The organism is Citrobacter sp. LUTT5 (genome assembly GCF_009905315.1).
GTDB lineage: Bacteria > Pseudomonadota > Gammaproteobacteria > Enterobacterales > Enterobacteriaceae > Citrobacter > Citrobacter freundii.
Window position 1 is genome coordinate 1,697,329 of sequence record NZ_CP047606.1, and the last position, 21,346, is coordinate 1,718,674.

The following is a 21,346-nucleotide window of genomic DNA, read 5'->3' on the forward strand; positions in this document are numbered from 1 at the left end:
ATAAATGTGACCACCCGGCAGAACTCGTCAATTGCCATTGTCTTTATCCTTGGCTTGTTAGCCATGTTGATGCCGTTGTCGATTGATATGTATCTTCCGGCGCTGCCTGTTATCTCTGAACAGTTTGGTGTGCCAGCAGGTAGCGCGCAGATGACCCTCAGTACCTATATTCTGGGGTTCGCAGTGGGGCAACTGTTCTATGGGCCAATGGCAGACAGCCTTGGACGCAAGCCAGTGATCCTGGGCGGGACGCTGGTGTTTGCGGCGGCGGCAGTGGCCTGCGCACTGGCGCAAACCATCGATCAACTGATCGTGATGCGTTTCTTCCACGGCCTGGCTGCGGCGGCGGCGAGCGTGGTTATCAACGCCCTGATGCGTGATATCTATCCGAAAGAAGAGTTTTCGCGCATGATGTCATTCGTCATGCTGGTCACGACAATTGCGCCATTAATGGCACCGATTATCGGTGGCTGGGTGCTGGTATGGCTGAGCTGGCACTATATCTTTTGGATCCTCGCCATGGCAGCTATTCTGGCGTCGGTGATGATCCTTACACTGATCAAAGAGACTCTGCCGGTAGAGCGTCGCCAGCCGTTTCGCCTGCGTACTACTATTGGCAACTTTGCCTCGCTGTTTCGTCATAAACGTGTGCTGAGCTATATGCTGGCCAGCGGATTCAGTTTTGCCGGGATGTTCTCGTTTCTGAGCGCCGGACCCTTTGTCTACATTGAGATCAACCACGTTTCACCGCAACATTTCGGTTATTACTTCGCACTGAACATCGTATTCCTGTTCGTGATGACTATCATCAACAGCCGCTTTGTGCGTCGGGTTGGGGCATTGAATATGTTCCGTACCGGTCTGTGGATCCAGTTCGTGATGGCTGGCTGGATGGTCTTTAGCACACTGTTTGGGTTGGGGTTCTGGGCCCTGGTCGTGGGCGTTGCGGCGTTTGTTGGCTGTGTGTCGATGGTGTCATCTAACGCCATGGCGGTTATTCTGGATGAATTTCCACATATGGCAGGAACGGCGTCATCGCTGGCAGGGACATTCCGCTTCGGCATTGGCGCCATCGTTGGGGCGCTGTTGTCTCTGGCGACCTTTAACTCGGCCTGGCCAATGATATGGTCGATCGCATTTTGCGCTACCTGTTCAATTCTCTTCTGTCTTTACGCCAGTCGCGCCCAAAAACGGTGATCTATTACACATCCTGGGGGCCTTAAGGCCTCCAGAGTTGATATACATCAACCGCAAATCTATCATTTCCCCTGGTTATGTTTATTTTATGTAAAATCAATTTATGTAAAAAGTCACATCATTGTAGTTAAAAAGGTTGAGTTAGATCGCAGAAACGAGTACATATAGCCCGGAAATATGCCAGAACCATTGAATAATTTTAATTACCTGGTTCGGAAAGCGGCATAAAGACAGGGTGTAAACGTTTACCAACTGTCTGAAGACGTATTGTCAATGATGTGTTAATATTGATGTAAAATAATTGTGAAGTGATTGTGCTTCCAGGGAAAGAAAGTGATGACATTACAACTCTCAATCGTTCATCGTCTGCCGCAGAGCTATCGTTGGTCGGTGGGTTTCGCAGGTTCAAAGGTTGAACCGATTCCGCAAAACGGTCAGAGCAATGAGAACAGTCTGGTGGCGCTCAAATTGCTCAGCCCTGATGGTGACAGCGCATGGTCAGTCATGCATAAGCTCAGCCAGGCCCTCAGCGACATTGAGGTTCCTTGTTCCGTACTGGAATGTGAAGGGGAGCCGTGCCTGTTTGTGAATCGCCAGGATGAATTTGCCGCGACCTGCAGACTGAAAAACTTCGGCGTGGCCATCGCAGAGCCGTTTTCAAATAACAATCCGTTTTGAGCGTCAGCTTAGCGCAAGCAGCTGACGCGTATAGGCTTGCTGTGGCGCGTTAAATACGTGCTCGCATTGCCCTTGCTCCACAACCTCTCCCTGACGTAGCACAATAACCTGATGGCATAACGCGCGTACTACGTGCAAATCATGGCTGATAAAAATATAAGCCAGCCGATGCTTTTCCTGTAAGGACTTTAACAACGTCAGGATTTGCGCCTGTACGGTTCTGTCTAGCGATGATGTTGGCTCATCCAGGATAATCAAGGAAGGTTTGAGAATCAATGCTCTGGCGATGGCAATACGTTGACGCTGACCGCCGGAAAACTCAGCCGGGTAACGATGCCGCGTTTCGCTATCCAGTCCCACTTCCGTCATCACCGCTTTCACCTGCGCCTCGCGTTGTTCGGCTGACAGGGTTGGCTGATGAACGCGTAACCCCTCCTCGATAATCTGTAGCACGCTCAGGCGTGGGTTAAGCGAGGAGTTGGGATCCTGAAATACCACCTGAATACGGTGACGGACCGGCAACAGCTGGCGACGATTTAAGGTATGCAGCGCCTGACCATCGAACACAATACTTCCCTGTGAGGAGATTAACCTCAGGAGCGCCAGTCCGGTAGTGCTTTTCCCCGACCCAGACTCACCTACCAACCCCAGCGTTTCACCGGGCCGCAGAGAGAAACTGATATTGTTAACCACGACGTTGTGGTCCACCACACGCTTCAGGATACCTTTGCGGATGGGGAAGGCGACGTGCAGTTTTTCCACTTCCAGCAGCGGGGCTTGTCCGGCCGGTAAAGGTACCGGGTCGCCGGAAGGTTCACTGTTTAGCAATTTCTGCGTGTAGGGATGCGTGGGCGCAGTGAGCAACTGTGCTGCTTTATTTTGCTCAACGCACTGACCGTTTTGCATGACCGCCACGGTATCGGCCAGCTTTTTCACAATACTGAGGTTGTGGGTGATGAACAGTAATCCCATGTTCAGCTCGCGCTGTAATTCCCTCAGCAGTTGCAGGATCTGTGCCTGAACGGAAACGTCCAGCGCGGTAGTCGGTTCATCGGCAATCAGCAGCTCCGGTCGTGTTAGCAATGCCATGGCAATCATCACGCGCTGGCGTTCCCCGCCGGACAGTTGGTGCGGGTAGTCTGCGAGACGTTTGGCCGCCTGACGGATGCCGACGCGATCCAGACAGGTCAGGATTTCTGCTCGCGCGGCCTCCCGACGCATTCCCCTATGCAGCGACAGCACTTCATAAAGCTGTTTTTCCAGATTGTGGAGCGGGTTCAGTGACACCATTGGTTCCTGGAAAATCATGGCGATTTTATTCCCCCGCACGCCGCGAAGCGTTTGCTCATCGGCGTGAAGTAATGATTCACCATGAAAACGGATGTCGCCGGAAAGGTAGACAACCGGAGGGGAGGGCAATAACCGTAAAATAGATAGCGCGGTCACGCTTTTACCTGAGCCGGACTCCCCCACCAGCGCCAGCGTTTGTCCGGCATCAACGCGCAGTGACAGATTGTTGACCACGGTGCGCACGGTCTCTTGTTGACGAAAACCTACCGATAAATTGTCAATAGCTAACAGAGGTTGTGTCATCTTAAATCGCCTTGTTGGGATCGAACGCGTCGCGTACCGCTTCACCAATAAAGATCAGAAGCGATAAGAGCAGGGCAATGGAGATGAACGCGGTGATGCCAAGCCACGGCGCCTGCAGGTTGTTTTTACCCTGTAACAGAAGTTCTCCGAGCGATGGCGAGCCAAGCGGTAAGCCAAACCCAAGAAAATCCAGCGAGGTTAGAGTGGTTATCGAGGCGCACAAAATAAACGGTAAAAAGGTCAGAGCGGCAACCATCGCATTGGGTAGCATATGGCGCAGAATAATACTGCTATCGCCCACGCCGAGCGCCTGAGCGGCACGAATATAATCAAAGTTTCGGGTACGTAAAAACTCCGCGCGCACCACGCCAACCAGGCTCATCCAGCCAAACAGCACGGTAATACCCAGCAGCCACCAGAAGTTAGGCTGGACAACGCTCGACAGTAGAATGATGAGAAACAGCGTTGGCATACCGGACCAAACTTCAATGAATCGTTGCCCCCACAGGTCCACCTTGCCGCCATAATAGCCCTGCATTGCGCCAGCCATAATGCCCATCACGCTCGAACACAGGGTGAGCATTAAGCCAAATAAGACAGAAATACGTGTGCCGTAGAGGATCCGTGCCAGTACATCACCGCCGTTGGCGTCTGTTCCCAGCCAGTTTTGTGCAGAAGGCGGGGAAGGGAAGGGCTTATCGGTGGCAAAGTTAATGCTGGTCGCCCCGAAGCGTATTGGTGCCCACAGGATCCAGCCCTGGTTTTCCAGGCGCTGCTGTAGCCACGGATCCTGATAATCAGCCCGGGTCGCCAGCGGTCCGCCGAAGTCGCTTTCACTGTAGTTTTTGAACAGGGGGAAATACCAGCTATTGTCGTAGCGCACCAGTAACGGCTTATCATTGGCAATCAGTTCTGAACACAGACTAAGACCGAACAGCACCAGAAAAATCCACAGCGACCAGTAGCCGCGACGGTTGTGGCGAAAGCGCGCCCAGCGGGCCTGATTGACGGGGCTTAATCGCGACATTAGCGTCCCTCAAAATCAATACGGGGATCGACCAGCGTATAGCTGATGTCGCTGAGGATATTCAGCAGCAGACCGATCAGGGTGAAGATATAGAGTGTGCCAAACATTACCGGATAGTCGCGCGATACGGTGGATTCATACCCCAGTAGTCCCAGACCGTTAAGCGAGAACATCACCTCAATCAGCAGCGAACCGGTAAAAAACATGCTGATAAACGTCGCCGGGAAGCCGGCGATCACCAGCAACATGGCATTGCGAAACACATGTTTCCACAGAATATTTTTCTCGCTGACCCCTTTAGCGCGTGCGGTGACGACATACTGTTTGCGCACCTCATCCAGAAATGAGTTCTTGGTCAGCATAGTCAGCGCGGCAAACCCACCAACTACCGTCGCCAGCACCGGCAGGGTAATATGCCAAAGGTAGTCGGTCACTTTCTGATACCAGGGCAGGGAGTCAAAATTGGCGGAAACCAGCCCGCGCAGCGGGAACAGGTCGTAGTAGCTGCCCCCGGCAAAAAAGACGATCAGCAAAATGGCAAACAGAAAGGCCGGAATGGCATAGCCAATAATAATAAATGCGCTACTCCAGACATCAAACCGGCTGCCGTTGTGAACCGCTTTGCGGATCCCAAGGGGTATCGACACCAGATAGATGATGAGCGTACTCCATAGGCCCAGCGTAACGGAAACCGGCAGGCTGTCTTTGATAAGCGTCAGCACAGAGGCGCTACGAAACAGGCTGTCGCCGAAATCGAAACGAATATAGTCCCAAAGCATTTTGAAATAACGCTCATGAATGGGCTTATCGAACCCGTAGCGCCGAGTGATTTCCGCGATGACTTCCGGGTCCAGACCCCGGCCGCCGCGATAATTACTGTCGCTGATGTTACCAACGCCGGTTTGCGCATGGCTGGCGCGAACGCCTTCGCTACCCGCGCCAGGTAATGCCCCGCTTTGCCCGAACTCAATGGCGGCGACGGCCTGTTCAACCGGACCGCCGGGGGCAATTTGCACGATAAAAAAGTTGATGGTGATGATGGCCCAAAGCGTTGGGATCACCAGCAGCAGACGTCGAATCAGATAAGCGCCCATCTATTCTCCCTGCCGTCTGGCTGCGGGCAGTTTCGCCGCTTTGTTGACGTCATACCACCAGTTGTCGAGGCCAATGGTATAAATTGGGCGAATAGCCGGATGCGAAAATTTGTCCCACCAGGCGATACGATCCTCGGCCATAAACCACATCGGCAACATGTAGTAATTCCAGGTTAAAACTCTGTCCAGTGCCCGGCCGAGTGGGATCAGTTTGGCTTTATCACCTTGCGCGGCAATGATTTGACCGATCAGCTTATCGATAACCGGGCTTTGCACACCGGGGGCGTTATAGCTGGAGTCAATATATTGAGAAGCCCACAGAATTTGCAGGTCTGAACTCGGCCACGGCATTGCGCGATACAACCTTGGCATCATGTCATAGTCGCGACTGCGTAAGCGGTTGGTGATTTGTGAGTTATCAACCTGGCGAATGTTCATGGTAATGCCTAAGCGTTGCAGGTTGTGCTGGAACGGCAACACCCACTGACTGTTGCTGCCCGCCGGGAGCAATAGTTCAAAGCTCAGAGGTTTACCGCTGACGCTGTTTACGCGCTGCTGCCCCTTGAGTACCCATCCGGCTTGTTCCAGTAAGGTATCGGCTTTCAGCAAGTTCTCACGATCGTAGCCATCGCCTTTTGATTTTGGCGGCTGATAGATTTGGCTGAAGACCTCAGGAGGGAGATCTTTTTTCAAGGGCGCGAGTATCACCAGCTCATCTGCATCGGGGTAATTTGTCGCAGCATATTCGGTATTCTGAAAATAGCTGTTGGTCCGGCTCCAGGCGTTATAGAACAGGGCTTTATTCATCCATTCAAAATCAAAGGCCAGCGTGATGGCTTCCCGCACCCGTCGGTCACTGAACACCGGACGCTGAATATTAAAGGCCAGCCAGCGCGTATCCTGGGCGGATTCATTTTTTTGTTCATCTTTGATGATGTAATGATTCGCGAAATTTTTCCCGGTATAACGCGTCGCCCAGTTTTTGGCATCATTTTCAAGACGCAGATCAAACGCACCGGCCTTAAACGCTTCAAAGGCGACGTTATCATCCAGATAATAGTCGTAGCGGATGGTATCGAAGTTCCAGCGTCCACGATTGACGGGCAGATTAGCAGCCCAATAATCTTTGACGCGCGAATAGACAATATACTGGCCCATCTTCCATTTGGTAATGCGATAAGGGCCGCTGGCGAGCGGTGGCGATGATAAGGGATCGCTGAGCTTATGATCTTTCCAGTACTTCTCTGGCATCACAGGTAATGAAAACAGGCTGAGCATGTCCTCTTTACTCGGTTTGGCTAATTCAATGCGTACGGTTAATGGCGCGATGGCTTTTACCGTTGTTCCCTTGTAGACCAGACGAAACTGCGGCACGCCTTCAGTCATAAATTTGTGGAAGGTGAATGCGACGTCGCGGGCGGTAATGGGTGATCCATCGTGAAAACGCGCTCGTGGATTAATGGCAATTTCTACCCAGGAATAGTCGTCAGCATAGCGTGCGCTGTCGGCAATGAGCGGGTAATAGCTACCAGGCTCATCGTCAGAGGTTGTAAACAGCGTATCGTAAAGCGTTTCGGTACGTGCACCGGGATTACCTCGCATTGCATAGCGGTTAAAGTTGTCAAATGTGCCAATGGCGGAGAGGGTGATTTGACCACCTTTAGGGGCTGCGGGATTAACATAATCGAAGTGATTAAAGTTAAACGCGTACTTCGGTTCACCCAGCACGGCAAAAGCATAGCTTTCTTTGATGGATTGCGCCTGGGCGCTAAACCCGATGAGGGTGATAAACAGAAGCAATACGCGAGGGATCATGTAAAAGCGATTTCCTTTTCCTGCCACAACCCGACGGGCATCATGCCTGAAAGATAAGGGATGTAGCGGCGAGTGAGAATATATGAATCGCATACTGCGATCACCACGTCGGCTTATTGGGCTGCGCCATCCAACGCACGAAATCAGCAAGCTTTAATGGGCGGCTAATCCAGTATCCCTGGAAAAAATGTACTCCACGTTCGCGCAGCCAACGGGCTTGCTCAGGTGTTTCTACCCCTTCAGCAACCGTCAGCATATTAAGACGTTTAGAGAGTGTCAACACGGCGTCCAGAACCGGAGAGGTCAGGGTTTCCGTCCCAATGGCGTTAATAAAGCCGCGATCGATTTTCAGGTAGTCAACGGTAAAGCGTTCCAGATAAATAAGTGCGCTATGACCGGTGCCAAAATCATCAATGGCAATCTCAAAACCTGCTGAATGCAGCCATTCAAATAGCTCGATTGCCTTGTTTTGATGCAGCATATCCCGCTCGGTGATTTCCAGCACCAGTTGAAAATAGTTCGCGGGAAGGCAGGCGTACAGGCGTTGAATATCATCTTTAAACGTCTCGCCGTGTAAGTGCGTTGGCGCGATATTGATCCCCAATTTTGCGCCAGCGGGTAACACTTTTTGCAGCATCGGCGCGTCCTGGGCTATCAGCTTAAAGAGGTGCTGGGTTAGCGGCACAATCATTTTCTGTGATTCTGCGTAATGAATAAAGGCATCCGGGGGGATCTCACCGGTGGTCGGGTGATGCCAGCGTAATAGTACCTCAACGCCTTTCACCTCCAGCGTTTGCACCTCTACCACGGGCTGGTACACCACATAAAACTGATTGTGTTTGATGGCGTTAAGGATATCTTTCCCCGGGCGTAAACGGACGGCATAGATGTAGTACCAGAGAAGGAGAGCGGTCATGATCCCGGCCATGCATCCGAGCATGATGGCGTATCCAACATCTTTATACGTCCACCGATCCGCGTAAAAACGCACCTCCAACGGGAATGTAGACAAGGCTGCATTATATGATGGGAGAGCAGGGAGTTCAGACACGGGGATTAATTGTTTGGAAAACGTGGTGATAGCCGTCTTCCCGACGATGAGTGCCACACCGTTGAAATCATCTTGCCGGGCGTTATAGAGAAGATAGGGTGCCAGGTTAACATTCAGGGTGGCAAAAACGCCGCTGTTCTGTAATGAATGATTGCGATACCAAATGAGTATTGCCGGTTTATTCGGCATCATTGGCGTACCGGGCTGGAGATCCATATCGATATCTTTCGTCATGTCCAGCACGGGAACCAATTGCTGAAGAGGCGTATTCATTGAACCGGTTGCTGAAGAGCAGAAAGCGATACCGTCTTTTACCAGCAAAAAGGCCCGCACATTCAGGCTAAACGCGGCGCTGGAAGTGAGTTGAGCTGAAGCTTGCGAGCAGGTGTCTTTTACCAGAGGTTGCAGTGTGTTGGTGGTGGTTTCAAGGTCAGCGAAGAAACTTTCAATATAGTTTTGTATGTTAGACGTTAGCGTGTCGTACTTTGCGTTTCGTTGATGCCATGACATAAAAAACTGCAGTGAGCTGACGAGTAACGCGACGACTATCCCCGTTATAACACAGGTGAGCAGGAGTTTCCGATCGGAAGAAGAGGAGCGCCTTAACATAGTTCCTTATGTTTACCTGAAGTAACCACTTATCCTGTATGAATATAACCTGAAATGACTCATGTTGTGAGATTTTTCTTAGTCACAAGGGCAAAGCAAAAAAAAACACCGCCGCAGCAGTGCTTTTTTATATGTCTCATCAGGATAGCCAAGGGATAGCTGCCAAACGAAATTAACTGCGGCTCAGAACCCGGCGAGCTTCGTTGTAACGTTTTTTCCAGTAAGGCTCGTTCATGCTGGAAATGATAACGCCACTGCTGGTCGAGGCATGTACGAACTGGTTGTTGCCGATATAAATACCGACGTGTCGGCCAGTAGAGCCAGCACGGAACAGAACCAGATCGCCTGTACGCAGATTAGTGCGCGAAACGGATTTACCCGTTTCCTGTTGTTCATAGGTTGAGCGAGGAAGCTCTAAACCAAATTGCTCACGAAACGTACGCTGTACGAAGCTTGAACAATCAATGCCTTTTTTGGTGCTGCCGCCAAGGCGGTAACGCACGCCTTTCCAGTCAGCATATTGGTCCATAATACGTGATTTAACATCGATATTACGTACCATATTTTCAAATTCATCCTGAGAGGCTTGCAGTGAAGAGTTATCTCCATTGCCCACAGCATGCGTCTCAGAATGCATATTCCTGGCGGTGTTCGTTGTGCTACATGCAGAAAGCAGAACCGCAACTGCTATCGCGGGTATGCCCCGCAAGATATATCTCAAAATCGGTTGAGATTTGACCATTTTGTTTGTTTTCCCTTGAAGTCCTTAACGATAAATATCGTTATAAAAAATGCCAAACGTGACGAGACTAATTACCATCGCACGATGAGACAATTCCTTAAGGTCAAATCTGTGGCAGAACGCACAAATTTATTCTGAAAGGGAATAATTATCCCGCGAGGCAAAACGTGTTCGAGATTACCCGATCGTTCCGGTCAATGCGAGTGATTTTACGTGATTTCTTATAAGAAAAATTGATACAGAAAGTGAATAAACGGCATTGTCTAAATTAAGAACAATCAGGGTAAAAAACACGCAACTTACTCATTTTAAACATGAATAAGATGACAGGAGAATGACAATCAGAATGATGAAATATTGCCAGGCATCATCAGGGAATCAGAAGTATCCCTGATGATGTTAATTACTCTGCGTTATTTGTTTAAAAATTGTTTGTTTTTGCCGGGTAGATAATTCACGAACAGAGTGACTAATCGGTCGCTTAATGGCGTCATTAGCCACCAGGGGAGGCCAATCAAGACCACCGTCATGGAACCAACCACGATATCGGTGAGCCAGTGGGCGCCAATCATTACGCGTGGGAAGGCAAAAACCACAGCGATAATAAGGCCGATTATTCCTGCGACTTTTCCGAAATAACGCAGCATGAATGCGGAAAAAATAAGCAACATCATGCCGTGATCGCCAGGAAAACTGTCTTTCGACGCATCTTTGGTCGGAATATGCAGCAGTTCGCTGACGCGATAAATATTATCCAGCATCAGGGTTGGGCTGGCACGTTTAACGGGAATAAGCGCCTGGCCCAGCTGATTTAATATCACTGCGGTAAGCAGCATAACCAAACCGATAGCCACAATGCGTCGGCGACCTTCCGATGTCTCTTTGAGCCAAAAGTGCAGCATCAATGCGCCCATTGCCAGCAATGAGCAGCCATCAAATGCCCGGTTATTGGTTATAGCAACAACCCATAAGAACAGCGGGCTTTCCACCAGTTTATGGTTAAAGAAGCGGAAAACGCCCGTATCCAGTGAAGACCAGAACCCATGCCCGGCTGGAATATACCAGGACAGAAACAGTGCCAGGCCCACAATATTAAGCAGGAGGATTAGAGGGTATCGGGTTTTCATCGTCGTTTACCATTGCTAAAAAACGAAGGCAACCTTACGCGCTAGCGCCTAAACGAAGTCTCAACAATGCGCTCTGTAGCGCATTCCAGTCGGTCTCGGTATCGGCGATGAGTTCAATACGACTATCTGGTGGCGCGACGTTTTGCGTCTCTATATGCCAGTCGTCTCCCTGGCGGTTAATGCGTACCAGTCCTTCTTTAATACGCATTACCCCCTTCACTCGTCCAACAGGAGCAAGACGCGACCATTCCAGCAGACCGATAGTATCGAACACAGTATCGGCGTCAAAAATCCAACCGCAGGCCTGATGGCCCTGTCCGCTGTTCAGGCTACGACGCCAGCGCTGCTGTGCGGGTAGACTCAACGCTGCTAGCCCCTTTTTGTCGGCATGACTATGGGCGTGCTCCGCGCTTGCAGGAAGCTCTGCCAGGTTTAGTCGGGGCAAATCCAGTAGCTGTCCGTCAATTTGTCCATGGTCGGCATGAACTAACTGGCGATTACCTCCATAGTGTTGCCACCAGCTTTGCAGGGCGTCTTCGCTTTCCGTCGTGGCACGGTCGGTTTTGTTGGCAACAATGATATCTGCGGCGGCCAGCTGGTCGCGGAAATTGTCATTGGCGACGCTTTTTTCATCCAGTAACAGCCGCGGGTCAAGAATACAGAGGGTCGCACGCAGATCGATCCACGGTTCGTAAACCGGTGCGGTGAGTAAATCCAGAATCTGTTTAGGGTGGCCGAGGCCAGTGGGTTCAATGAGCAGACGGTCAGGTTTTCCCTGACGCAGCAGCGTATTGAGACCAACCTGCATCGGCAGACCGTTAACGCAGCACATACAGCCGCCGGGGATCTCTTTTAACAGCGCACCGCTGTTAGCCAGTAGCGCGCCATCAATGCCAACTTCGCCAAACTCATTAACCAGCACGGCCCACTTCTCAGCAGGATCTTTGTTTGCCAATAAATGAAGAATAGAGGTGGTTTTGCCACTGCCGAGAAAACCGGTGATGAGATTGGTTTTAGTCACATTTACTCCAGAATCATAAATTACCGTAATGGCATTTAACAATCCTGGCGAAAAACGGTGAAAAAGAGAAGGGGTGAGAGGACGAAGACGCGCTTCGTCCTGTTTAATGGCAGAAATCGTTAACTTTTTAACGTATCAATGACAGCCTGATGCGCACCGTATTGGGCAATGCGTTGCCAGGCCTGCTGAATGGCCGCGACAAACTGCGGATTCTGGACGAGATCGGTAGCGAAAATTTCGCGCAGCGAAAGCAGGGCGCTGACACGTTCTGATTCAGTACTCTGTTTAACCAGAGCGGCAATTTTCTCACTTAGTGGGTCACGAATATCAATTGCTGCGCCTGAGTCATCCACGCCGCTCACATAACGCATCCAGCCTGCGACACCGAGCGCCAGCAGCGGCCATTCGCTTTGGCGGGCTAAATGTACGCGGATCCCTTCCAACATGCGCTGGGGTAATTTCTGGCTACCGTCCATCGCAATTTGCCAGGTTTTATGTTTCAACGCTGGGTTGGCAAAACGCTCCAACAGGCTAAGGGCATACTGGTCTAAATCAACGTCGATAATTTGCAGCGTAGGCGCCTGTTCGTTGAGCATCAGACGGTAGGCGGCTTCACGAAATGCGCTGTCCTGCATGCAGTCGCTGATGTGCTGGAACCCGGCCAGATAACCGAGATAAGCCAGAAACGAATGACTGCCGTTCAGCATCCGCAGTTTCATTTGTTCCCACGGCAAGACGTTTTCGACCATCTGGACGCCCGCCGTTTCCCATTCTGGGCGGCCACACACAAAATTATCTTCAATCACCCACTGGATAAACGGTTCGCAGCTGATTGCGCAAGGATCGGCAACGCCCAGCTCGCGTGCGATTTCAGCCAGTGACTCTTCGGTAGCGGCAGGAACAATGCGATCCACCATGGTACCCGGAAAGCTGACATGCTCCTGAATCCAGGTTGCCAGTTCTGGTGAACGTTTTTCCGCCATTCCCAGTACGGCGTTTTTTACCACATGACCATTGTCCGGGATATTATCGCAAGAGAGGACGGTAAACGGCTGTAGCCCGCGTTCACGTCGGCGGTGTAGCGCTTCAACAATAATTCCTGGGACAGAGTGCGGTTCAGTCGGTGTTTGCAGATCGTGAGCAATACGTGGATTACTGAGGTCTAACGAGCCTGTAGCCGGATCGATGCAGTAGCCTTTTTCCGTAATGGTTAACGAGACAATAGCCACCTGAGGCTCGCAGAATTTTTCAATAATAGCCGCCAGTGAATCCAGCCTGGCGTTGAGACATTCGTTGACGGAGCCGATAACAATCGGTTGGTTGCCGTTGGCCCCTTTCTCCAGCACGGTAAATAAATGATCCTGTTCGCGCAGTTGGCTCATCAGTCGATCGCCGCTGAACAGACTGATCTCACAAATACCCCAGTCTCCACCCTGCGCATTCAGCACCCTGTCGGTGAGTAACGCCTGATGGGCGCGGTGAAAAGCACCGAAACCAAAATGTACAATCCGCGTTTTTAATTGCTGGCGGTCGTACTGCGGCATCATGACATTTTCCGCCAGTGGCGCTGAGGCAATAGTTTTCATTAAATACACCTGATTAACCATTAATTAACAATGGCAGTATAAAGTTATATGACAGCAAATTGAATTGGTGTGCCTCATTTATCCGGGGAATGTGAGCTTGATCAACCAATCACCGGCAATGTGTTGATCATCTAACGGATGCCTGTATGGTAGTCGTCATTAAGGTGATTTAATTTGGTATAACAACTTGTGGGGTAAAACAATGGAACAAACCTGGCGTTGGTACGGACCTAACGATCCGGTATCGCTTGATGATGTGCGTCAGGCTGGCGCAACGGGTGTTGTAACCGCCTTGCACCATATTCCTAACGGTGAAGTGTGGCCGGTAGAAGAAATTCAACAGCGTCAGGCCATTCTGGCTGAAAAAGGGCTGACCTGGTCGGTGGTGGAAAGTATCCCTGTCCACGAAGATATCAAAACGCGTTCAGGTCAATATCAAACGTGGATTGCCAACTATCAGCAGAGTATCCGTAATCTTGCGACCTGCGGCATCGATACCGTGTGCTATAACTTCATGCCGATCCTCGACTGGACGCGTACCGACCTCGAATATCAGCTGCCGGATGGTTCCAAAGCGCTGCGTTTTGACCAGATTGCCTTTGCGGCTTTCGAGCTGCACATTCTGCAACGCCCGGGAGCTGAAGCGGATTATACCGACGAAGAACAACGCCAGGCGCTGGACTACTTCAATGCTATGAGCGATGCAGAAATTGAAAAGCTGACACGCAATATCATTGCTGGCCTGCCTGGTGCAGAAGAGGGCTATACGCTGGATCAGTTTCGTGCGCGCCTTGCTGAATATGACGGCATCAGTAAAGACGATCTGCGCGAAAATATGGCGGTATTCCTGCGGGCGATTGTGCCAGTGGCAGAAGAAGTCGGCGTGCGTCTGGCCGTGCATCCTGACGATCCGCCGCGCCCGATCCTCGGTCTGCCGCGTATCGTTTCGACTATCGAAGATATGCAGTGGCTGAAAGAAACCGTCGACAGTATTAATAATGGTTTCACCATGTGTACCGGTTCTTACGGCGTGCGCGCTGATAACGATCTGGTGAAAATGATCGAAACCTTTGGCGATCGTATCCACTTCACGCACCTGCGCTCGACCTGTCGTGAAGATAACCCGAAAACGTTCCATGAAGGTGCGCACCTGCAGGGTGATGTGGATATGGTATCGGTGGTGGCTGCCATTTTGAGCGAAGAGCAGCGGCGTAAAAAGGCGGGCGACCTGCGTCCTATCCCGATGCGTCCGGATCATGGACACCAGATGCTTGACGATCTGCACAAGAAAACCAATCCGGGCTACTCGGCGATTGGTCGCCTGAAAGGACTGGCAGAAGTCCGCGGCGTTGAGCTGGCGCTGAAACAAACGCAGTTCCGCGACCTGCTGTAAGTCTAACAACAGGGATTGCGCTACAGGTGCAATCCCTGTTGTTCATCAAGGCTGCGCGAGCGCCTGCTCCAGCACTGTCAGCACTTTATTGATCTGCTGTATCTGCAATCCACCAAATCCAAAAAACATAACAGCATCGCTGTTTTCTTTGCGCCATGCGGCTTCTGATCCATTTTCTATATCCGACAGAGTGTCGAAACGGATCCCAGCCAACAGGCAGCTTTGTTGCAACCTGGCGATGAATTCGGTATGTCTGGCAATGCGTAACGAGAGGTGCAGACCTGCCGTTGCGCCAGCGATTTTCCCTTCGGGAAACAGAGTGGACAGGCCATCGCGTAACAGAGTGAGGCGCGTCGCATAGCTGCAGGCCAGCTTGCTGATATGCGTATAAAAAACCTGATTTTGCATCAGTTCGGCTAAAAATTGCTGCAACAACCACTGACTGCCGTTGTTATTGAGCGCTTTCATATTCTGTACCGCCGGAAGCAGTTCATCAGGGCAAATAAGATAGCCAAGCCGTGCGCCTGGCCCCAGCGTTTTAGAAAATGTCCCCATATAGATAACCCGGTTGTGATAATCCATGGCTTTCAGCGCGGGAAGGGGATTGTCCCCATAGGTAAAAACGGCATCGTAATCGTCTTCTATGATGTAAGCGCCGACGCGTTGCGCCCACGTTAATAATGACTGACGGCGCTCCAGCGAAAGCACACTTCCCATCGGATACTGATGAGCTGGAGTAACATAACAAAGCTGGGTTTCATACTCGGGTAAATTATCTGTTTGCAGCCCGTGGTTATCTACGGCAATTGACGTAATGTCTGCACCGTAATAATTAAAAAGATGCCATGCGCCAGAATAACAAGGGGATTCGGTCACAATATGGCACTTTTTTTGCTGACTGACAGCATGATGAATAATAAATATTTGGCTGAGCAGTGATAATCCTTCCTGAATCCCGTTGGTAATGATGATGTTCTCTGCTCGGGTATTAATTCCGCGGGATAAATTAAGGTATCTGACCAGTTGCTCACGTAGTGAAAATAATCCATTTGGTGAATGGTACCGGGTAAATAATTGTTCTTTAAGTATGCTTGGAGCATTATTCCATTTCCGCCAGCTTGACCAGGGAAAAGCGTTGGGGTCGGGGACGCCCATCCGGCAGTAGCACTCTCGTCCAGGCTCGGCGTAAACATCGGTAGAGACCCCGGCAGCTTTAGGTTTTACCGGTGGGGAGCCTTGGGTTACGGGCACATGAGTTGGGGTTATACGTACAGGCGTGGTGAATATCACTTCATAGCCAATGCCGTGTCGGCTCTTGATTAACCCAGCCGCCATCAGCTTATCATAGGCCATCACTACCGTTATTTTAGCAACGTGCAATACCTGAGCCTGCTCACGAATAGAGGGGAGTTTGTCTCCACAAAGCAAATCACCCTGCTGAATTGCCTGGAAATAAAATTGAAATATCTGCAGTTGCAGCGGAGTACGGCTTTCTCTATTGAGCGTCAGTGTTAGCATAAGAAATTCCTTATTTACAGATGGTCACTATATTACGAATTTCTGATCTTTACTATTTGACTCACCTCATAGAGTGGATGCTGTTCCTATAATCTGCGTTCGCTGTCTCTATTTTTGATTTTTATTATCCCTTAGCGTGTCGCTATTAAAAAATGGAGGCAAGCATGTCGTGGATAAGAAAGAACGCATTGTGGTGCGCATTCGTCGGGGCGGTAGTAATGGCCTTGGCTATTTGGGGAACGTGGCAAGGCGTTCATTACACCAGTACCACCGAATTTTGTTTATCGTGTCACTCGATGCGCACGGCTGGAGAGGAATATAAAACCAGCGTGCATTTTCGCAACGCGTCTGGCGTGCGGGCTGAGTGTAAGGATTGTCATATTCCACCGGGCGTTGTGCCAACGCTTATTCGTAAAACTGAAGCCTTAAACGATCTCTATCACACCTTTATTTCTCCTTCTATCGACACTCCGGAAAAGTTTGCTGCCAAACGCTCGGAGCTGGCCCAACGGGAGTGGGCGCGCATGAGCGCGAATAATTCAGCGGCGTGTAAATCCTGCCATAGCTATGAGGCAATGGATCATGGCAAGCAATCGGCAAATGCGGCGGCGCAAATGAGCGCGGCGGCAGCAAAAGACAGTAACTGTATCGATTGCCACAAAGGAATAGCCCATCACAAACCCGATATGAGCAGCGGTTTTCGCGATCGCTTTAAGCAGCTACAGCGTCAGGGATATACGCCAACGGATGCGTCCACACTGTTCTCATTAAGCGAAAAATCATTGGCGGCAACGGCAGAGAGTCCGGCAGGGAAGGCGCTGTTATTTCCCGCCACCGAGGCCAAGGTGCTGAAAAAAGAAGGCAGTAACGTCCAGCTCGAAATTACGGGCTGGCGTGAAAGCAAAGGGCGTGGACGGGTGATCACCCAGTATATGGGGAAACGCGTTTTCTCCGCCGTGCTCGATGAGCCCCTGATGGCGAACGTAAAAGTGCTACAAACCCAGGTCGATCCTGATTCACATCAGGAATGGCAGCAGGTGAGCGTCACCGCCTGGACCACCGATCAGGACTTTATCAGCACACTTGCGCCAATCTGGGAGTACTCAGATCAAATGCTGCAATCCACCTGTAGCGCCTGTCATAGCACTCCTCCTACGACCCGATATACCGCTAATGGCTGGATCGCTGGATTGAAAGCCATGTCGACCTATTACCGGCTTAATCCGGTGGAGGAACGTACGTTGTTGAAATACCTCCAGACCCACGCCAGCGATGTGTCTGACACCAACAAAAAGTAAGGATAATGTATGGATATTCATGACTTTAATCCGTCCCGCCGCCGTTTTCTCAGCGGTATGTTGGCGGTGGGTGCTGCCAGCGTACTGGCGCCTAATCCGCTGATATCAAAAGTGTGGGCAGCGGGGGAAAATCCCGAACAGTGGATTCAATCAGGTTCGCACTATGGCGCTTTTGAAGCCAAAGTGGTCAACGGTGAGTGGACCGAAACCCGTCCGTTCAAACATGACAAATATCCCTGCGATATGCTGAACGCGGTGCGTGAAGTGGTCTACAACCCGTCGCGGGTGCGCTACCCGATGGTGCGTCTGGACTGGCTGCTTAAACGTGAGGAGTCGGATCGCAGCCAGCGCGGAGATAACCGTTTTGTACGGGTCAGTTGGGATCAGGCGCTGGATTTGTTGTACGAAGAGCTGGAGCGGGTGCAAAAAACTTATGGTTCATCAGGCGTATTTACCGGGCTTGCTGACTGGCAAATGGTAGGCAAATACCATAAAGCGGGCGGGGCAATGGACCGGGGACTTGGTCTGCATGGTAGCTATGTGACAACTGTCGGCGACTATTCTGCGGCAGCGGCCCAGGTCATTTTACCGCATGTGATTGGTTCACTGGAAGTTTATGAGCAGCAGACGTCACTCCCGCTGGTGATTCAAAACAGCAATACCATCGTGTTGTGGGGCTGCGATCCGATCAAGAACTTGCAGATCGAGTTTTTGGTTCCCGATCACGATGCGTTTGGCTACTGGCAGCAGATTAAAGAGGCGGTAGCGCAGAATAAGATGCGCGTTATCAGCGTTGATCCAGTGCGTAGCAAATCTCAAAACTATCTTGGCTGCGAGCAATTGGCGTTGCGGCCACAAACCGATGTCGCGTTAATGCTGGCACTGGCGCATACCCTGTACGAAGAAAAACTGTATGACACGGCGTTTATTACCGATTACACCGTCGGCTTTGAACAGTTTTTACCGTACCTGCTGGGCGAGAGTGATAAACAGCCGAAAAATGCCGAATGGGCGGCAGAAATCTGCGGGCTGACAGCAGAGCAGATCCGAGACTTCGCCCGCCTGTTGGTGAAAGGCCGGACACAGTTTATGGGCGGTTGGTGCGTACAACGCATGCACCACGGTGAGCAGTATCCGTGGATGCTGGTGGTACTGGCCAGCATGGTCGGTCAAATTGGTTTGCCCGGCGGCGGGGTCGGATTTGGCTGGCACTATAACGGGGGTGGGACGGTAACATCGACCGGGCCAGTGCTCTCCGGGCTGGGGAGTATTACTAATCCCCCGCAGGCGAAGTACAAAGCGGATTTTCGCGGCGCATCGGAGCATATCCCCACTTCGCGTATCGTTGACTGCCTGCTTGCGCCAGGCAACAAGATTGCCTTCAACGGTGAGACGTTAACGTATCCTGACATCAAAATGGCGATCTACAGTGCGGCCAATCCCTTCCATGCGCAGCAGGACAGGAACCGCATGATCGACGCGTGGAAAAAGCTGGAAACCGTGGTGGTGTTAGATCACCAATGGACCGCGTCGTGCCGTTTTGCCGATATCGTTCTGCCTGTGACCACCCGTTTTGAACGTAACGATATTGAGCAGTTCGGCACGCATTCGAATAAAGGGCTGATGGCGCTGCATCAGATTGTTAAACCGCAATACGAAGCGCGGCATGATTTTGACATCTTTGCCGGGCTGTGTAAGCGATTTGATAAGGAAGCGGTGTACCGTGAAAACCGGAATGAAATGCAGTGGATACAGGCGCTTTATGACGAAGGTGTGAAGATGGGGGCGTCGCTCGGTGTTACCTTACCGGACTTCACAACGTTCTGGCAGGGTGACGGATATATTGAATATCCGCCGGGTCAGCCGTGGGTACGTCACGGCGAGTTTCGTGAGCAGCCAGACCTGAATCCGCTGGGAACGCCGTCAGGTCTTATTGAAATCTACAGCAAAACCATCGCAGGCTTTGCCTATGAGGATTGTCCGGGGCATCCGGTGTGGATGGAACCCTTTGAGCGTACCCATAGCGGCAAAAAAGATAAATACCCGCTGCATTTGCAATCCTGCCATCCGGATAAACGTCTACATTCCCAGTTGTGCTCAAGCGAGGCGTTTCGCAACACCTATGCAGTTGCCGGAAGAGAGCCGCTTTATATCAGCGAACAGGATGCCACCACTCGTGGCTTAAAAGCCGGTGATATCGCCCGCGTTTTTAACGCTCGTGGTCAGGTACTGGCTGGCGTGGTAATCAGTCCGGATTTTACCCCTGGCGTGGTCCGTATTCATGAAGGCGCGTGGTACTCCCCGCAGGAAGGGGGGAAAGCCGGGACATTATGCACCTATGGCGACCCGAACGTGCTGAGTGCGGATATCGGTACTTCACAGCTGGCCCAGGGGCCTTCAGCACATACCGTGCTGGTGGAGGTCGAGCGTTATCAGCAGAAAGCCCCGCAGGTGACGGCTTTCGGTGGTCCGCAGATTGTGAAAGAGGAGGGGACCAGTGCAGCATAATCAAATTCATCAGCAGCGGGCGGCTGTGTACCAGTGGTTTTCGCAACTGTTATTTCGTGAGCTGGATGAAAAACAGCTCGCCAGTCTGGAAAATGGTAATAGCCAGGCATGGATTGCCTCACTCGAGGCGATCCCCGGATTATCTGCCAATGTTAAACGTTTTGAGCGTAGCCTGGGCCGGGTTCTGCGGCGCGACTCCCGACAGCTGGAGCTGGCCGCAGATTTTGCCTCGTTGTTTCTGCTGGCCCCGCCGGCTAGTGTTTCTCCCTATGCGGGGCACTATCCACACACGACAGCGGCAGAAGAACGTCGGCAAATGAATGTGCTGCTGGTTGAGCAAGGGCTGGCGGCTCGGGAGAATGAACCCTCCGATCATATTGCCGTACAGTTGGCATTAATGGCGAGGATGGTTGCTAAAGAGGAGAAATTCTCCGCGCAGTATTACTTTTTGCATCATCATATTCTGTGCTGGGCACCGTTATTTCGCGACGCTTGTCTGGTGCGGGATAACGAGGGGTTTTATCCTCAGGCGGTTAATCTGATAGTGCGTTTTATGCAAGAGGATGAACAGTATCTGGAGTCGCTGCTGATGGATGATTTTTATTTCAGCAGTCAGCGCTGAAAATGACAAAGGGACAGCCTGCGCTGTAATGCCAGTCAGTAAAGCATTATGGAGAATATTTGATTGCGGCATAGGGTTCCGTTCACCTCAGTGGAGTCATTTCTCTGAAACGCCGTTACCCGTGAACGTGCAAGGGAGGCTCACCGCCGCCTCCCTTGCATCCCAGGCTCCCGGCGGGAAAATCGTCGCTGCGCGAGTTATTCGTCTTATGCCGTCTGCCTGTCGGGTCGGTGCCGAGCCTGCATCCTTGCAGGCCGTCCCCTCTGCCCGCATCCCTGCGGGCAGCCCCGGTCAGCCGTCAACGCCTCATCGATTTTCAGCCGGACCGGGGTCATCGCTTTAACGCTCTGGCTTCCAGCTAAATCTGTTTTGCTGTTTAAACAAAAAACGCAGGTGGTCAGGTGTGGGCTGGTCCGGCTGAAAATTGCCGACGTGTTTCCGTAAGGCCGGGAGAACCCGCATGGATG

General features: G+C 51.4%; 16 protein-coding genes. 6 read left to right on the top strand and 10 right to left on the bottom strand.

Annotated features, from left to right (window positions below; all coding sequences use genetic code 11):
* Positions 1–6: 6 nt before the first annotated feature.
* A complete protein-coding gene (locus GUC46_RS07980) occupies positions 7–1,197 on the top strand; it encodes a Bcr/CflA family multidrug efflux MFS transporter (RefSeq protein ID WP_003027494.1) in 1,191 nt (396 codons plus the stop codon).
* Between the two features lie 333 nt (positions 1,198–1,530).
* A complete protein-coding gene (locus GUC46_RS07985; RefSeq protein WP_085951589.1) occupies positions 1,531–1,875 on the top strand; it encodes a YejG family protein in 345 nt (114 codons plus the stop codon).
* A gap of 3 nt (positions 1,876–1,878) precedes the next feature.
* Here the strand turns inward: GUC46_RS07985 and yejF are convergent, their stop codons facing one another.
* The 9 genes from yejF to GUC46_RS08030 all read right to left on the bottom strand — a co-directional run bounded on the left by yejF (position 1,879) and on the right by GUC46_RS08030 (position 13,540).
* Positions 1,879–3,468 carry a microcin C ABC transporter ATP-binding protein YejF gene (gene yejF / locus GUC46_RS07990; RefSeq protein WP_044711482.1) on the bottom strand — a complete coding sequence of 530 codons (1,590 nt, stop codon included), beginning with the start codon at positions 3,466–3,468 and terminating at the stop codon, positions 1,879–1,881.
* Position 3,469: 1 nt separating this feature from the next.
* Positions 3,470–4,495 carry an ABC transporter permease gene (locus tag GUC46_RS07995; RefSeq protein WP_160180064.1) on the bottom strand — a complete coding sequence of 342 codons (1,026 nt, stop codon included), beginning with the start codon at positions 4,493–4,495 and terminating at the stop codon, positions 3,470–3,472.
* A complete protein-coding gene (locus tag GUC46_RS08000) occupies positions 4,495–5,589 on the bottom strand; it encodes a microcin C ABC transporter permease YejB (protein ID WP_003834575.1) in 1,095 nt (364 codons plus the stop codon). The genes GUC46_RS07995 and GUC46_RS08000 overlap by 1 nt, the downstream gene beginning before the upstream one ends.
* Positions 5,590–7,404 (bottom strand): extracellular solute-binding protein, encoded by a 1,815-nt coding sequence (locus GUC46_RS08005; RefSeq protein WP_048232405.1) that lies wholly within the window; start codon positions 7,402–7,404, stop codon positions 5,590–5,592. It abuts the gene before it with no gap.
* Positions 7,405–7,504: 100 nt separating this feature from the next.
* Positions 7,505–9,064, bottom strand: a complete 1,560-nt coding sequence (locus GUC46_RS08010; RefSeq protein ID WP_003840059.1) for a cyclic di-GMP phosphodiesterase — start codon at positions 9,062–9,064, stop codon at positions 7,505–7,507.
* Positions 9,065–9,236: 172 nt separating this feature from the next.
* The gene (gene mepS, locus GUC46_RS08015; protein ID WP_003027474.1) at positions 9,237–9,806 is read right to left on the bottom strand and encodes a bifunctional murein DD-endopeptidase/murein LD-carboxypeptidase; all 570 of its coding nucleotides are present in this window, start codon (positions 9,804–9,806) and stop codon (positions 9,237–9,239) included.
* A gap of 413 nt (positions 9,807–10,219) precedes the next feature.
* Entirely contained in the window at positions 10,220–10,933 is a 714-nt protein-coding gene (locus GUC46_RS08020) for a phosphatase PAP2 family protein (protein ID WP_003840063.1), read from the bottom strand.
* Between the two features lie 34 nt (positions 10,934–10,967).
* Positions 10,968–11,954 (bottom strand): GTP-binding protein, encoded by a 987-nt coding sequence (locus tag GUC46_RS08025; RefSeq protein WP_016150669.1) that lies wholly within the window; start codon positions 11,952–11,954, stop codon positions 10,968–10,970.
* A gap of 119 nt (positions 11,955–12,073) precedes the next feature.
* Positions 12,074–13,540 carry a mannitol dehydrogenase family protein gene (locus GUC46_RS08030; RefSeq protein WP_044701134.1) on the bottom strand — a complete coding sequence of 489 codons (1,467 nt, stop codon included), beginning with the start codon at positions 13,538–13,540 and terminating at the stop codon, positions 12,074–12,076.
* A 202-nt stretch (positions 13,541–13,742) separates the two neighbouring features.
* Here GUC46_RS08030 and uxuA point away from each other — a divergent pair, with 202 nt between their 5' ends.
* Positions 13,743–14,933: a mannonate dehydratase gene (gene uxuA, locus GUC46_RS08035; RefSeq protein ID WP_003845159.1), complete on the top strand. Its 1,191-nt coding sequence runs from the start codon at positions 13,743–13,745 to the stop codon at positions 14,931–14,933.
* Between the two features lie 45 nt (positions 14,934–14,978).
* Here the strand turns inward: uxuA and GUC46_RS08040 are convergent, their stop codons facing one another.
* A complete protein-coding gene (locus GUC46_RS08040; RefSeq protein WP_003845160.1) occupies positions 14,979–16,451 on the bottom strand; it encodes a PLP-dependent aminotransferase family protein in 1,473 nt (490 codons plus the stop codon).
* 164 nt (positions 16,452–16,615) lie between these two features.
* On the opposite strand from GUC46_RS08040, the gene torC reads away from it, so the two are divergent.
* The 3 genes from torC to torD are packed head-to-tail and all read left to right on the top strand — an operon-like array spanning position 16,616 to position 20,879.
* Complete coding sequence (torC, locus tag GUC46_RS08045; protein WP_044711474.1) at positions 16,616–17,749, top strand: pentaheme c-type cytochrome TorC; 1,134 nt, start codon at positions 16,616–16,618, stop codon at positions 17,747–17,749.
* Positions 17,750–17,758: 9 nt separating this feature from the next.
* Positions 17,759–20,257, top strand: a complete 2,499-nt coding sequence (torA, locus tag GUC46_RS08050; protein WP_102190540.1) for a trimethylamine-N-oxide reductase TorA — start codon at positions 17,759–17,761, stop codon at positions 20,255–20,257.
* Positions 20,247–20,879, top strand: coding sequence for a molecular chaperone TorD (gene torD / locus GUC46_RS08055; protein WP_044711469.1), 633 nt, complete (start codon positions 20,247–20,249; stop codon positions 20,877–20,879). The genes torA and torD overlap by 11 nt, the downstream gene beginning before the upstream one ends.
* Positions 20,880–21,346 lie beyond the last annotated feature (467 nt).

Bases quoted from the DNA above. Each gene is read 5' to 3' on its own strand.
- torC (WP_044711474.1), top strand. From the start codon at position 16,616: ATGTCGTGGATAAGAAAGAACGCATTGTGGTGCGCATTCGTCGGGGCG.
- GUC46_RS08000 (WP_003834575.1), bottom strand. From the start codon at position 5,589: ATGGGCGCTTATCTGATTCGACGTCTGCTGCTGGTGATCCCAACGCTT.
- GUC46_RS08030 (WP_044701134.1), bottom strand. From the start codon at position 13,540: ATGAAAACTATTGCCTCAGCGCCACTGGCGGAAAATGTCATGATGCCG.
- GUC46_RS08005 (WP_048232405.1), bottom strand. From the start codon at position 7,404: ATGATCCCTCGCGTATTGCTTCTGTTTATCACCCTCATCGGGTTTAGC.
- GUC46_RS08010 (WP_003840059.1), bottom strand. From the start codon at position 9,064: ATGTTAAGGCGCTCCTCTTCTTCCGATCGGAAACTCCTGCTCACCTGT.
- yejF (WP_044711482.1), bottom strand. From the start codon at position 3,468: ATGACACAACCTCTGTTAGCTATTGACAATTTATCGGTAGGTTTTCGT.
- GUC46_RS07995 (WP_160180064.1), bottom strand. From the start codon at position 4,495: ATGTCGCGATTAAGCCCCGTCAATCAGGCCCGCTGGGCGCGCTTTCGC.
- uxuA (WP_003845159.1), top strand. From the start codon at position 13,743: ATGGAACAAACCTGGCGTTGGTACGGACCTAACGATCCGGTATCGCTT.
- torA (WP_102190540.1), top strand. From the start codon at position 17,759: ATGGATATTCATGACTTTAATCCGTCCCGCCGCCGTTTTCTCAGCGGT.
- mepS (WP_003027474.1), bottom strand. From the start codon at position 9,806: ATGGTCAAATCTCAACCGATTTTGAGATATATCTTGCGGGGCATACCC.
- GUC46_RS08040 (WP_003845160.1), bottom strand. From the start codon at position 16,451: ATGCTAACACTGACGCTCAATAGAGAAAGCCGTACTCCGCTGCAACTG.
- GUC46_RS08020 (WP_003840063.1), bottom strand. From the start codon at position 10,933: ATGAAAACCCGATACCCTCTAATCCTCCTGCTTAATATTGTGGGCCTG.